Origin of the sequence: Geodermatophilus sp. CPCC 206100 (genome assembly GCF_048569675.1) — a bacterium.
In the GTDB taxonomy this organism is placed as follows: domain Bacteria; phylum Actinomycetota; class Actinomycetes; order Mycobacteriales; family Geodermatophilaceae; genus Geodermatophilus.
Genome location: NZ_JAQISV010000055.1, coordinates 1 through 13,479 on the forward strand (window position 1 = coordinate 1; position 13,479 = coordinate 13,479).

At 75.7% G+C, this 13,479-nt stretch carries 11 protein-coding genes; 4 read left to right on the plus strand and 7 right to left on the minus strand.

All coding sequences use genetic code 11. The features are described 5' to 3' along the window. Nucleotides 1–173 precede the first annotated feature (173 nt). The 7 genes from PGN05_RS21960 to PGN05_RS21990 form a co-directional block, all read right to left on the minus strand. A complete protein-coding gene (locus PGN05_RS21960) occupies nt 174–995 on the minus strand; it encodes an MIP/aquaporin family protein (protein ID WP_419754702.1) in 822 nt (273 codons plus the stop codon). A gap of 117 nt (nt 996–1,112) precedes the next feature. Next, the gene (locus PGN05_RS21965) at nt 1,113–4,214 is read right to left on the minus strand and encodes a bifunctional [glutamine synthetase] adenylyltransferase/[glutamine synthetase]-adenylyl-L-tyrosine phosphorylase (protein ID WP_419754703.1); all 3,102 of its coding nucleotides are present in this window, start codon (nt 4,212–4,214) and stop codon (nt 1,113–1,115) included. A gap of 4 nt (nt 4,215–4,218) precedes the next feature. Further along, nucleotides 4,219–4,950 carry a type 1 glutamine amidotransferase gene (locus PGN05_RS21970; protein WP_419754704.1) on the minus strand — a complete coding sequence of 244 codons (732 nt, stop codon included), beginning with the start codon at nt 4,948–4,950 and terminating at the stop codon, nt 4,219–4,221. 77 nt (nt 4,951–5,027) lie between these two features. Continuing rightward, complete coding sequence (locus tag PGN05_RS21975) at nt 5,028–6,368, minus strand: glutamine synthetase family protein (protein ID WP_419754705.1); 1,341 nt, start codon at nt 6,366–6,368, stop codon at nt 5,028–5,030. A gap of 108 nt (nt 6,369–6,476) precedes the next feature. Further along, nucleotides 6,477–7,712, minus strand: a complete 1,236-nt coding sequence (locus tag PGN05_RS21980; RefSeq protein ID WP_419754706.1) for an NAD(P)/FAD-dependent oxidoreductase — start codon at nt 7,710–7,712, stop codon at nt 6,477–6,479. 14 nt (nt 7,713–7,726) lie between these two features. Next, nucleotides 7,727–8,302 carry a GTP cyclohydrolase I FolE gene (folE, locus tag PGN05_RS21985; protein WP_419754745.1) on the minus strand — a complete coding sequence of 192 codons (576 nt, stop codon included), beginning with the start codon at nt 8,300–8,302 and terminating at the stop codon, nt 7,727–7,729. A gap of 185 nt (nt 8,303–8,487) precedes the next feature. Beyond that, nucleotides 8,488–9,171, minus strand: coding sequence for a helix-turn-helix transcriptional regulator (locus tag PGN05_RS21990; RefSeq protein WP_419754707.1), 684 nt, complete (start codon nt 9,169–9,171; stop codon nt 8,488–8,490). Between the two features lie 179 nt (nt 9,172–9,350). Here PGN05_RS21990 and PGN05_RS21995 point away from each other — a divergent pair, with 179 nt between their 5' ends. The 4 genes from PGN05_RS21995 to panB all read left to right on the plus strand — a co-directional run bounded on the left by PGN05_RS21995 (nt 9,351) and on the right by panB (nt 13,458). Continuing rightward, complete coding sequence (locus tag PGN05_RS21995; RefSeq protein WP_419754708.1) at nt 9,351–9,992, plus strand: DJ-1/PfpI family protein; 642 nt, start codon at nt 9,351–9,353, stop codon at nt 9,990–9,992. A gap of 72 nt (nt 9,993–10,064) precedes the next feature. After that, a complete protein-coding gene (locus tag PGN05_RS22000) occupies nt 10,065–10,592 on the plus strand; it encodes a DinB family protein (protein ID WP_419754709.1) in 528 nt (175 codons plus the stop codon). A 203-nt stretch (nt 10,593–10,795) separates the two neighbouring features. After that, nucleotides 10,796–12,631 carry an NAD+ synthase gene (locus PGN05_RS22005; RefSeq protein WP_419754710.1) on the plus strand — a complete coding sequence of 612 codons (1,836 nt, stop codon included), beginning with the start codon at nt 10,796–10,798 and terminating at the stop codon, nt 12,629–12,631. Next, nucleotides 12,628–13,458, plus strand: a complete 831-nt coding sequence (gene panB, locus PGN05_RS22010; RefSeq protein ID WP_419754711.1) for a 3-methyl-2-oxobutanoate hydroxymethyltransferase — start codon at nt 12,628–12,630, stop codon at nt 13,456–13,458. The genes PGN05_RS22005 and panB overlap by 4 nt, the downstream gene beginning before the upstream one ends. Nucleotides 13,459–13,479: the final 21 nt, after the last annotated feature.

Genomic DNA, 13,479 nt, shown 5'->3' on the forward strand with positions numbered 1-13,479 from the left:
CAACGGCCCGTCCCGGTACGGGGTGATCGTCGCGCCGGCGCCCGCGCCCGGGCGCGCAGCGTCGTCGTCCGGCGGGCCGGTCCGGGCGGGGAGGGGTCGCGACACGCCGTCCCCCTGCCCCGCCCGGACCGCCGTCACACCCCGGTCCCCCCATCGGGGGCCAGGGGGCGGCGTCAGCCGCGGCGCCCGGGCTCGGCCCGCTCCCCCGCGCCGGCCGCCCGGGGCGCGGGCGTCTCCGGCGGCACCTCCACCCCGGTCCGGTCCACCCCGGTCCGGTCCACCGCGGCGGCGCCGGCCGGCTCGGCCGCGTCCGGTGCCAGCGGCACGCTGATCACCCGGGCGACGAGGACGGCCAGCGCCGCGCCCACCAGCGGGGCGACGATGAACAGCCACACGTGGGCCAGCGGGCCGCCCCCCGCGAACAGCGCCGGGCCCAGCGAGCGGGCCGGGTTCACCGAGGTGCCGGTGAGCGGGATGCCGACCAGGTGGACGGCGGTCAGGGCCAGCCCGATCGCCAGCCCGGCGAAGCCCGGCGCGGCCGCTGTGCCGGTCACCAGCAGGATGACGAACACGAAGGCGAAAGTGAGCAGCACCTCGAGCACGAAGGCACCGCCGCCGCTGATCGTGGTACCGAAGTCGTTGCTGCCGAGCGCCCCGGTCTGGTCGGTCATCCCACCGAAGTCGCTGGTCAGCAACTGCAGCAGGGCGGCACCGACGATGCCGCCGGCGAACTGGGCGACCCAGTAGCCGACGGCATCCTGCAGCGTCATCCCGCGGGAGAGCAGGACGCCGAGGGTGACCGCCGGGTTGATGTGGCAGCCGGAGACGGGGCCGATGGCGTAGGCCAGGGCGAGCAGCACCAGCCCGAAGGCCAGTGCGACGCCTGTGGGACCCATGGCGTCGATCCCGGCGACGGCCGAGCCGACGGCGACGAAGACCAGCAGCGCGGTCCCGAGGAACTCCGCGAACAGGGACCGGGACAGGGTGGCGGACAACGGGGCTCCTCCCGCCCACCCGCAACCGCGCCCCCGCGCCGGTACCCGCCCGACCGCGGTGCGGACCGCGACCAGGCTCCTCCGGCCGCCGGGCGACACGCCAGGGCCGGCCCCCGCTCAGCCCGTCGCGGGCTGCCCGTAGAAGAGCTGCTCCACGACCGACCGGGCGTGGCGGGTGGTCCGGCCGTAGTCGTCGAGGAACCGTCCGGGATCGGTGTCGCGGCCGTAGCCGCTGGCCCGGGCCACCCCGGCCAGCTCGGTGCCCGGGCGGGGCAGCTGGTCGCTGGGCCGACCGCGGACGAGGAACACCGCGTTGCGCGCGCGGGTGGCCAGCTCCCAGGCCATCTGCAGCGCCCCGGCCTGGTCGGCGTCGAGCAGGTCCGCGGCGCGCAGCGCGGCCAGCGCCCCGGTCGTCGAGGGCACCCGCAGCGCGGGCAGCTCGGCGGCGTGCTGCAGCTGCAGCAGCTGGACGGTCCACTCGACGTCGGCCAGCCCGCCTCGGCCCAGCTTGGTGTGGGTCGCGGGGTCGGCGCCGCGCGGCAGCCGCTCCCGCTCCACCCGCGCCTTGATCCGGCGGATCTCGGCGACCTGCTCGGCGCCGATCCCGCCGTCGGGGTACCGGATCGGGTCGATCAGCTGCACGAACGCGCGGCCCAGCTCCTCGTCCCCGGCGACCGGGACGGCGCGCAGCAGCGCCTGCACCTCCCACACCGACACCCACCGCTCGTAGTACGAGCGGTAGGCGTCCAGGCTGCGGACCAGCGCGCCCTGCCGGCCCTCCGGGCGCAGGTCGGCGTCCACCTCGAACGCCGGGTCGGGTGCCGGCTCGCCGAGCAGCCGGCGCAGCGTGTGCGCGACGGCGTTGGCGGTGGCCGTGGCCCGGGACTCGTCCGCGCCCGGGCGGGGACGGTGCACGAACAGCACGTCGGCGTCCGAGGCGTACCCCATCTCGCCGCCGCCGAGACGGCCCATCCCGATGACCGCGAGGTCGGTGGGGAGGTCGGCCGGGTCCAAGCCGGCCTCCGCCGCGTGCGCCCGGGTCGCGGCGTCCAGCCCGACCTGCAGCGTGGCCACGGCGATGTCGGTGAGCGCCTGCCCGACCTGCTCGACGTCGAGCATCCCGAGCAGGTCGGCCGCGGCGACGCGGAGCAGCTCGCTGCGGCGCAGCCCGCGCAGCACCCGGACCCCGTCCTGCGGATCGGCCGCCCGCGCGGCGGCCTGCCGCCACGCGCGGGCCAGCGTGGCGGCGCTGCGCGGTGCCAGCTCGGCGTCGTCGGCGAGGATCCGCAGCGCCTCCGGCGTGCGGGTGAGCAGCGCGGCGACGTACTGGCTCGACCCCAGCAGCTGGGCCAGCCGCTCGGCGACCTGGCCCTCGTCGCGCAGCAGCCGCAGGTACCACTGGTTGCCGCCCAGCGCCTCGCTGACCTTGCGGTAGGCCAGCAGGCCGGCGTCGGGGTCGGCGCAGTCGGCGAGGGTCTGCAGCACCACCGGCAGCAGGTACTTCTGCATCGACGCCGACCGGGAGAGCCCACCGGTGAGCGCGCCCATGTGCCGCAGCGCGCCGTCGGGGTCGGCGAAGCCGAGGGCGCGCAGCCAGTCGGCGGCGGCCTTGGACCTCAGCTGGGCGGCCGCGGCCGGCACCTTCGCCACCGCCGACAACAGCGGGCGGTAGAAGAGCTTCTCGTGCAGCCGGCGCACCTCACGCGTGTGCAGGGAGAGCTCGGCGTCCAGGACGTCGGCGGCGTCCCCGCGGGCGTCGGGCTTGTAGCCCAGCGAGCGGGCCAGCCAGCGCAGCTGCTGCTCGTCGGTGGGCAGCAGGTGGGTGCGGCGCAACCGCAGCAGCTGCAGCCGGTGCTCGACCGTGCGCAGGAAGCGGTAGGAGGCGATGAGGGTCGCGGCGTCGTCGCGCCCGATGTAGCCCCCGGCCGACAGCGCCATGAGGGCCGGCACCGTGCCGCCGACCCGCAGCGAGGGGTCGACCCGCCCGTGCACCAGCTGCAGCAGCTGGACGGCGAACTCGACGTCGCGCAGGCCACCGCGGCCCAGCTTGAGCTCGCGCTCGGCCTGGGCCGCGGGGATGTTGTCCACCACCCGCCGGCGCATCGCCTGCACCTCGGCGACGAAGCCGGGGCGGTCCCCCGCCTGCCAGACCAGCGGCCACAGCTCCTCGACGTAGCTGCGGCCGAGGTCGGGGTCGCCCGCGACCGGACGCATCTTGAGCAGCGCCTGGAACTCCCAGGTGCTCGCCCACTGCCGGTAGTAGGCGGCGTGCCCAGCGAGGGTGCGCACCAGCGCGCCGGCCTTCCCCTCGGGGCGCAGCGCCGCGTCGACCTCCCACGCGGCCTCGCGGCAGATCCGCATGAGCGCCGCGGCCACCCGGGTGGCGCTCCTGACCGCCGGTGCCTCCGCCTCGCTGGGGTCGACCGGCTCGGCCACGAAGACGACGTCGACGTCGCTCACGTAGTTGAGCTCGCGCCCGCCGGTCTTGCCCAGCGCGATGACCGCCAGGCGGCAGGCCGCGGCGTCGGCCGGCTGCTCGGCGACGGCCAGCGCCAGCCCGGCGGTGAGGACCCCGGCGGCGATGTCGGCCAGCTCCGCGGCGACGTCCTCCGCGGCGAGGCTCTCCCCGAGGTCCCGCCCGGCGAGGGAGAGGATCGCCCGCCGGTAGGCCTGCCGCAGGGCCGCCACCCGCTGCGAGCCGGCGTCGGGCGCGGCCTTGCCCAGGCGGACGCCCCACGGCGGGTCGTCGGGGTCGGCGCCGACGGCGACGAGCAGCTGCCGCTCCAGCGCGTGCGCGGCGGGCCGGGCGAAGCCGCGGCCGTCGGAGTCGAGGGCGGTCCAGTCGCCGGGGTGGGCGGCCAGGTGGTCGGCCAGGCCGGAGCTGGCGCCGAGGACGGCCAGCAGCCGGGCCCGCAGCGGCGCCGAGCCGCGCAGCCGGGCCAGGAGCGCCGCGGCCGACCCGCCGGAGGGGTCGTCCCGGTCGAGGGACTCCACCAGCCGGCGCAGCGAGCGCACCGCGAGGTCGGGGTCGCCGGTGCGGGCCAGCGCGGACACCACGGGACCGGCCTCGGGGTCGGCGGGCTCGTTGCGCTCGAGGTCCCACAGGCCCATGGCCGGATCGGCGAGCAGCCGCGCGGCCCGTTCGCCGTCCAGGAACCCGAACCGCACCAGCCGGACCACCGCCCGGCGCGGGACCTCCGTGGCGTCGCCCGCGGTCACGGGGTCAGGCCGCCGTGCGGGCGCGGCTGCGCACCAGGTCGGCGAAGCGGCCGGCGAACGGCGCCCAGACCTCCTCGAGGTCGGGGTGCACCGCGGCCGCGCGGGCGCTGATGGTCTCCCGGTCGAACGGGCTGGCGGCCACACCGACGGTGTCCCGCTCGGCCCACTCCTCGACGATCTCCGGCGTCGTCTCGATGTGGAACTGCAGGCCGTAGACGTGCTGCCCGACGCGGAAGGCCTGGTGCGCGTACATCGGGCTGCTCGCCAGCAGGGTGGCGCCGGTCGGCAGCTCCGAGATCTCGTCGTGGTGGAACTGGATCACATCGGGCGCGAGGGGCAGCGGGCGGAACAGGGGGTCGCGGTCCGCGGCGTCGCGCTTCGCGACCAGCAGCGCCCCGACCTCCGGGCCGTCGATCCCCTCCCGCACCCGGCCGCCGCCGACATCGGCGAGCAGCTGGGCGCCCAGGCAGACCGCCAGCGTGGGGACGTCGTCGCGCAGCGCCTCGGCCAGGAGCCGGCGCACCCCGACCAGCTCCGGGCTGGTGCGCTCGTCGTCCAGCGCGGACTGCGGGCCGCCGAGGACCAGCAGCCCGTCGCAGCCCTCGAGCGTCTGCGGGAGGTCGTCCCCGGTGCCGAGGTGCCGCTCGTCGAGGTCCAGCCCGGCCTGCGCCAGCCACGCCCCCAGGCGGGCCGGCGGATCGGTCTCGTGCGGGACGACGACGAGCAGGCGGGCCACCCGTCGAGCGTAGTTGGGCCGCGGCCCGGCCCCCCACCACCGTCGGTTTCCGCGGAAACCGACGGACGCAGGGCGGGCTACAGACCGGGGAGGTAGCGGGACAGCTCCCACGGGGTCACGTGCTGCCGGTAGGCCCCGAACTCCGCCCACTTGTTGCGCAGGAAGAACTGGAACACGTGCTCACCCAGGGTCTCGGCGACCAGCTCGCTGCCCTGCATCGCGCTGAGCGCCTCGCCGAGGGACACCGGGAGGTCCTCGTACCCGGCGGCCCGCCGCTCGGTGTCGGTGAGCGACCAGACGTCGTCCTCGGCCTCCGGCGGCAGCTCGTAGCCCTTCTCGATGCCGCGCAGCCCGGCCGCCAGCAGGATGGCGAAGGTCAGGTAGGGGTTGCACGCGGAGTCCGGCGAGCGCACCTCCACCCGCGCCGACTGGGCCTTGCTGGGCTTGTACGAGGGCAACCGCACCAGCGCCGAGCGGTTGGCGCGGCCCCAGGTGGCGGCGGTCGGCGCCTCGGTGCCGGCCAGCAGCCGCCGGTAGGAGTTCACCGTCTGGTTGGTGACGGCGGTGTACTCCTTGGCGTGGGTGAGCAGGCCGGCGATGAACTGCTTCCCGGTGGTCGACAGCTTCATCGGGTCGGCCGGGTCGTGGAAGGCGTTCCGGTCGCCCTCGAACAGCGACAGGTGGGTGTGCATCGCCGAGCCGGCGAGATCGGTGAAGGGCTTGGGCATGAAGGTGGCGTGCACGCCCTGGGCCAACGCCACCTCACGGACGACGTGCCGCAGCGTCATGATGTTGTCGGCCATCGACAGGGCGTCGGCGTAGCGCAGGTCGATCTCCTGCTGTCCGGGGGCGACCTCGTGGTGGCTGAACTCCACGGAGATGCCCATGGCCTCCAGCGCGAAGACCGCCTCGCGCCGGAAGTCGTGCGCCACGTTGTGCGTCGACAGGTCGAAGTACCCGCCGTTGTCGGCCGGCCGCGGGGGGCTGCCGTCGGTGGGGAGGTCCTCGAGCAGGAAGAACTCGACCTCGGGGTGGGTGTAGAAGGTGAAGCCCATGTCGGCGGCCTTCGACAGCGTCCGGCGCAGCACGTGCCGGGGGTCGGCCCAGGACGGCGAGCCGTCGGGCAGCGTGAGGTCGCAGAACATCCGCGCGGTGTCACTGGGCTCGCCCTTGGCGGCCGGCATCACCTGGAAGGTGCCCGGGTCGGGCTTGGCCAGCATGTCGGACTCGTAGACGCGGGCGAACCCCTCGATCGCCGACCCGTCGAAGCCGATCCCCTCGGCGAACGCCGCCTCGATCTCGGCCGGCGCGACGGCCACCGCCTTGAGGTACCCGGAGACGTCGGTGAACCACAGCCGCACGAAGCGGATGTCGCGCTCTTCCAGGGTGCGCAGGACGAACTCCTGCTGTCGGTCCATGCTCGGCATGATCGCGTCCAGTCGTTTCCGGGGTGTGACGTCGTGCCCAGCCTGCCCTCTCGGGCCGCCGGGCACACGAGGGCCGGGCGCGAGTCGTGCCGTGTCGTGTCACCCCGTCCCGACCAGCTCCTCCAGCGGCACGTCGGCGTCGGCCAGCCGGGCGGGGTCCACCGGCCGGCGGGACCGGATCAGCGCCTGGACCGGCTCGGTGACGTCCCAGACGTTGACGTTCATCCCGGCGGTCACCCGCCCGCCGGAGAGCCAGAACGCCAGGAAGGCGCCGCCCTCGACGTCCCCCCGGCAGACCACGGTGTCGTCCGGGGAGGCGACCCCGGAGTACTCCATGCCCCAGTCGTACTGGTCGGTGAAGAAGTAGGGCACCCGGTCGTGCAGCACCTCCTGCCCGAGCATGGCCCGGGCGGCGGCGGGCCCGCCGTGCAGGGCGTTGGCCCAGTGCTCCACCCGCAGGTGCCGGCCGAAGAGCGGGGAGAAGGCGGCGGCCACGTCGCCCGCCGCGCAGACGCCGGGCGCGGACGTCCGGAGCGTCGCGTCGGTCACGACCCCGTTCTGCACCTCGAGGCCGGCGGTGGCGGCCAGCTCCGCGTTGGGCGTCACGCCGACGCCGACCACGACCAGGTCGGCCGGCAGCCCGGCGTGCCGGTCGGTAGCCACCGCGCTCACCCGTCCACCGGTCCCCCGGAGCTCGCGCACGGTGGTGGAGGTGAACAGGTCCACGCCGTGGTCGCGGTGCAGCTGGGCGAAGACCCCGCCGAGCTCCCGGCCCAGGACCCCCAGCAGCGGAGCAGGCTGGGGCTCGACGACGGTGACCTCGTTGCCCAGCGTCCGTGCCGCGGCCGCCGCCTCCATGCCGATCCAGCCGGCTCCGACCACCACGACCCGCCGTCCGCCCCCGGTGAGGTCGGCCCGCAGCCGGTCGGCATCGGCGAGGGTGCGCAGGTACCGGACCCCGTCGAGGTCGGCGCCCGGCACCGGCAGCCGGCGCGGCGCGGAGCCGGTGGCGAGGAGCAGGCTGCCGTAGCGCACGGACTCCCCCGTCGCGAGCTCCACCCGGTGCCCGGCCGGGTCGAGCCCGGTGGCCCGGACGCCGGTGCGCAGGTCGACGTCGTGCTCGGCGTACCAGCCCTCGTCGTGGACGCGGGCCTCCTCCCGCTCGACGGTGCCGAGCAGGTAGCCCTTCGACAGCGGCGGCCGCTCGTAGGGCAGCTCGGGCTCGTCACCGACGAGGACGACCGGCCCGTCGAAGCCCTCGGCGCGGAGGGCCTCGGCGGCCTTGGCGCCGGCCAGTCCGGCGCCGACGATCACGAACGGGTCCGCAGCGGGCATGGTGGCCTCCGGGTTCAGGCGGTGGTGCCGGTCAGGGCGAAGAACTCGGCGCGGGAGCGCGCGTCGTCCCGGAGGACGCCGTGCAGCGCCGAGGTGACGGTGCGGGAGCCGGGCGCCCGGACGCCCCGCAGGGACATGCACAGGTGCTCGGCCTCGACGACCACGCCGATCCCGCGGGGGGCCAGGTGCTCCTGCAGCCAGTCGGCGACCTGCTGGGTCAGCCGTTCCTGCACCTGCAGCTCGCGGGCGAACAGCTCGAGCACCCGCGCGAGCTTCGACAGCCCGAGGATCCGCCCGGCGGGCAGGTAGCCGATGTGGGCCACCCCGGAGAACGGCAGGAGGTGGTGCTCGCACAGGGACCGGACGGGGATGTCCTTGGCGATGACCAGCTCGTCGTAGCCCTCGTTGGGGAAGGTGGTCAGGTCGAACGGTGGGCAGGTGAGCAGCTCGGCGAAGGACTCGGCCACCCGCCGTGGGGTGTCGGCGAGGTGCGGGGTGGCCGGGTCTCGGCCCAGGGCCCGGAGCAGGGCCGCGACGGCGTCCTGCGCGGCGGGCAGGTCGACGGCCTCGGGCCGGCGGACGACGCGCAGGTGCGCGGGCGCCGGCCGGGGGGTCACGGCCTCCGGGGCGGTCACCGCTGCGGCTCCGCGCCGGCCGGGGTGGCCGCGGTGGGCCGGGACCGGGTGAGGTGGACCGTCATGTCGGATGCCCCCTTCTAAAACCAGCAATGGTTAGAAGTAGAGACCCGGGCTACACCCGTGTCAACACCCCGGGGCTACGGCGCCTCCGCCGGCTCGAGGCGGACGCAGCACCGGCCCGCGGCGGGCGCCAGGCGGGCCACCCACCCGGTGTCGGGCACGGCCTCGAGGACCCCCTCCAGCAGGTGCAGGTTCATGCCGCAGACCAGCTCGGTGTGGGCGGTGACCAGCGCGTGGAAGGGGCAGTTGGCCAGCGCGACGCCGTCCTCGGCCCGCGGCTCGAAGCCGGCGCCCTCCAGTGCCGCCACCACCGCCTCCCGCGGCGCGGCCCCCTCGCGCGCCGCGGCGCCGAGCTCGCGCCCCCGGGCGCGGGCGCGCGCGCCCAGCACCGACCGCGGTGACGCGCCGGTGTCCTCCGCCTGCTCGAGGGCCCCGGCCAGCAGGTCGCCGGCGAGGTCGTAGCGCCGCTCGGGGAAGGAGACCTCGACCGCGCAGCCGGCCCGCCGGTACAGCTTGGCCGGGCGGCCCGCGCCGGGGCCGCTGCGCCCGGTCCGCCGCTCGAAGTGCACCTCGAGCAGCCCGTCGGCCACGAGCCGGTCCAGGTGGAAGGCGGTCGTCGGGCGCGGGACGCCCAGGGCGCCGGCCGCGTCGTCCCGGCTCACCGGGGCGGCCTGCCGGACGACGTGGTCGTAGAGCCGTCGCCGGGTCGGCTCGGCCAGCGCCGCGACCGCGGCCACCTGCGCACTGCGGTCGCCCGTCATGCCGGAGATTCTAGGACTCAATTCCGTTCGCGAAAGAGGTCCCCGCCGTGCTCGGCGAGGTGGCGCCGCCAGCACTCTGCCCAGCGCTGCGCGCCGCCGTCGCGGCGGCGGAAGCCGGTGGTCCGGGGGCCGGAGACCTCCCTACGGTCGCGGGAACAGCACCGACCCGAGGAGTTGCCGTGCAGATCGCCGTCCTGCTGTTCGACCACCTCACCGCGCTCGACGTCGTCGGGCCCTACGAGGCGCTGAGCAGGGTGCCCGGCGCGACCACCGTGTTCGTCGGCGAGCGCCGCGGCCCGGTGCGCACCGACGTCGGCAGCCTCGCCCTCACCGCCGACGCCACCCTCGCCGAGGTCCCGGCGCCGGACGTCGTGCTGGTCCCGGGCGGGTGGGGGCAGACCCGGCACATGGCCGACGGGCCGCTGCACGAGTGGCTGCGCGCCGCGGACGCCGGCAGCACCTGGACGACGTCGGTCTGCACCGGCGCACTCCTGCTGGCCGCGGCCGGCCTGCTCACCGGGCGCCGGGCGACCACTCACTGGCTGGCGACCGGCCAGCTCGCCGACTGGGGCGTCGAGCACGTCGCCGAACGCGTCGTCGTCGACGGCAAGTACGTGACCGCGGCCGGCGTCTCGGCCGGCCTCGACATGGGCCTGCTGCTTGCCGGCCTGATCGCCGGGGAGGACACCGCCCGGGCCATCCAGCTGGGCCTGGAGTACGACCCGCAGCCGCCGTTCGCCGCCGGTTCCCCGCGGACCGCCCCGGCGCCGATCGTGGAGCTGGTGCGATCCCTGGAGGGCAGCATCCTGCGGGGCGAGTGAGACGAGGACCACACCCCGGCCGGGGGACACCGGCCCTGGTCACCCCTCCCCGGATCCGCCAGGCTCCTCGCCATGACTGCCGTACGGGACCGGGTCGCCGCCGCCGACACCCTGGCGCGCCAGCAGGCGCGCGTCGACCGGCTCGTGGCCCGTGCGGTGGCCGGCGGGGGCTGGTCCGCCCGCCTGTCCGCCGGCGAGCGCGCCCGCCTGGTCGCGCTCGGCCACTTCCCCGCGTACGCGTCGGAGCTGGCGTGGACCCCGTGCGAGGTCGCCGGTCACCTGCGCGACAGCGCCCTGGTGTTCACCGAGCGCATCTACCGCCTGCGCACCGAGCCGCAGCCGCTGCTGGCCGACTTCGTCCCCGACGAGCCCGCACGCGTCGCCGGCTACCGCGCCGTTCCGCCGGTGCAGCTGGCCGAGCAGCTGCGCGCGGCCCAGGCGGCGTTGTACGACAGCGTCGCGGGCCTGGACCCCGCGGACCTGTCCCGCGCCGGGGTCCACGAGATCGACGGGCCGCTCACCCTCGCCGACCTCCTGGACTTCCTCCCCGCGCACCAGCGCGACCACGCCGACCAACTGGCCGCCCTGCTGGACCGGTGAGGCGGCCGCTCGACGGCCGGGCCGCCTGGTCAGCGACGAGGCCGGCTGGGTGACCGGGCAGGTGATCGCCTCCGACGGCGGCTGGTCGGCACGCTGACGCCGCGGGCGGAGTCGGCTGTCCCCCGTACCCCCAGGACCACCGGCGCCGCCCTCGCCCGGCCCCGCGTGGCCGGGGCGGCCGCCGGACGGCGAGGATGGACGGCGTGACCGCATCCGCGCCGGTACAGCTCCGGGTGGCCCTCGCCCAGGTCGACACCCGCGTCGGCGACATCCCCGGCAACGCCGACCTGGTGACCCGCTGGACGGCGAAGGCCGCCGAGGCCGCCGCCCACCTCGTCGTCTTCCCGGAGATGACGCTGACCGGGTACCCGCCCGAGGACCTCGTGCTCCGGGAGTCGTTCGCCCGGGCCAGCGAGCACGCACTCGTCGACCTCGCCGCCTCCCTCGCCGACCAGGGCCTGGGCGGCACCGCCGTCGTCGTGGGCTACCTGGCCCACACCGAGGGCACCGGTCCCGCCCCGACCGAGTCGATGCCCGCCGACGACCGCCCGGGCGACGCCAACCCGCGGCACGGCGCTCCGCGCAACGCGGCCGCGCTCCTCTACGGCGGCGAGGTCGTCGTCCGCTACTACAAGCGGCACCTGCCCAACTACGGGGTCTTCGACGAGGCCCGCTACTTCGTGCCGGGCACCGACCTGCCGGTCGTTCGGCTGCACGGAGTCGACGTCGCGCTGACCGTCTGCGAGGACCTCTGGGTCGAGGGCGGCCCGTGCGGCGTGGCCGGGCAGGCCGGGGTGGACCTCGTCGTCTCCCCCAACGCCTCGCCCTACGAGCGGGCCAAGGACGACCTGCGGCTGCCGCTGGTCCGCCGGCGCGCCGCCGAGGCCCGGGCCACGGTCGTCTACTGCAACCAGGTGGGTGGCCAGGACGAGCTGGTCTTCGACGGCGACTCGATGGCCGTCGCGCCGGACGGCGAGCTGCTCGGCCGGGCGCCGCAGTTCGTCGAGCACCTGCTCACCGCCGACCTCACCATCGACCCGTCGTCGGTGTCCGAGCGCCGGGAGGGCCGGATCGGGCCGATGACCGTGACCCGGCACGTCCTGTCCGAGGAGCCGGCGCCGCCGTTCGACACCCGGCCGCCGTCGATCGCCGAGCCGCTGGAGGACTGCGAGGAGGTCTGGCGGGCGCTGGTCCTGGGCCTGCGGGACTTCATCGACAAGAACGGCATGCCCTCGGTCGTCCTGGGCCTGTCCGGCGGCATCGACTCGGCCGTCTGCGCCGCCCTCGCCGTCGACGCGCTGGGACCCGACCGCGTGTACGGCGTCGGGCTGCCGTCGACGTACTCCAGCGAGCACTCGCTGGCCGACGCCCAGGACCTCGCCGAGCGGACCGGCCTGCACTACTCCGTCGTGCCGATCGCGCCGATGGTGGACGCCTACCACGGCTCGGTGCAGCTCAGCGGAGTCGCGGCGGAGAACCTGCAGGCCCGCGTGCGCGGCACCCTGCTCATGGGGTTGTCCAACCAGTTCGGGCACCTGCTGTTGACCACGGGCAACAAGAGCGAGGTCGCGGTCGGCTACTCCACCCTCTACGGCGACTCGGCCGGCGGGTTCGCCCCGATCAAGGACGTGCCCAAGACGCTGGTCTGGGAGCTGGCCCGCTGGCGCAACGCCTCCGCCCGCGGCCGCGGGGAGACCGAGCCGATCCCGCAGAACTCGATCGACAAGCCGCCGTCGGCCGAGCTCGCCCCGGGGCAGGTGGACAGCGACTCGCTGCCCTCCTACGAGGAGCTGGACGCGGTGGTCGGCGACTACGTCGACCGCGACCTCGGGATGGCGGACCTGCTGGAGCGCGGGCACGACCCCGAGGTCGTCGCGCGGGTGCTCCGGCTCGTGGACGCCGCGGAGTTCAAGCGTCGGCAGTCGGCACCGGGAACGAAGATCAGCCTGAAGGCGTTCGGCCGGGATCGGCGTCTGCCGATCACCAACCGCTGGCGGGAGTCCCTGCCCAGCGTCCGCGAAGGAGCGGCCCACTCATGAGCGAACCGGTGCTCTACGGCGGGACCTCGACCGCCCGGGTGCGGGTGCACCAGCTGCGCCAGGCCAAGGAGCGGGGCGAGAAGTGGGCGATGCTCACCGCCTACGACACCCTGAGCGCCGCGGTCTTCGAGGAGGCCGGCATCCCGGTGCTCCTCGTCGGTGACTCCGCGGGCAACGTCGTCCTGGGGTACTCCTCGACCGTCCCGGTGACCGTCGAGGACATCCTGCTGCTGACGAAGGCGGTGACCCGCTCGACCCGGCGCCCGCTGATCGTGGCCGACCTGCCCTTCGGCAGCTACGAGTCCGGCCCGCAGCAGGCGCTGGAGACCTCGGTTCGCATGATGAAGGAGGGCGGCGCGCAGGCGGTCAAGCTCGAGGGCGGCGTGCGGGTGGCCCCGCAGATCCGGCTGCTGACCGAGAACGGCATCCCGGTCATGGCCCACGTCGGGTTCACGCCGCAGAGCGAGAACACCCTCGGCGGCTTCCGGGTGCAGGGCCGCGGCGCGGGCGCCGAGCAGCTGCTGGCCGACGCGCACGCGGTCGAGGAGGCCGGCGCGTTCGCCGTCGTCCTGGAGATGGTGCCGGCCGAGATCGCCGCGCAGGTGACCAAGGACCTGCGCATCCCGACGGTCGGCATCGGCGCCGGCGTCGACTGCGACGCGCAGGTGCTGGTGTGGCCGGACATGGCCGGGATGACCGGCGGGCGGGTCCCGCGGTTCGTCAAGAAGTACGCCGACCTGCGCGCCGAGCTGCTGCGGGCCGCCCGCGAGTACGCCGACGACGTGCACGCCGGCCGGTTCCCCGGGCCCGAGCACTCCTTCGACTGACCGCTGCCCGACTGCCGGGGT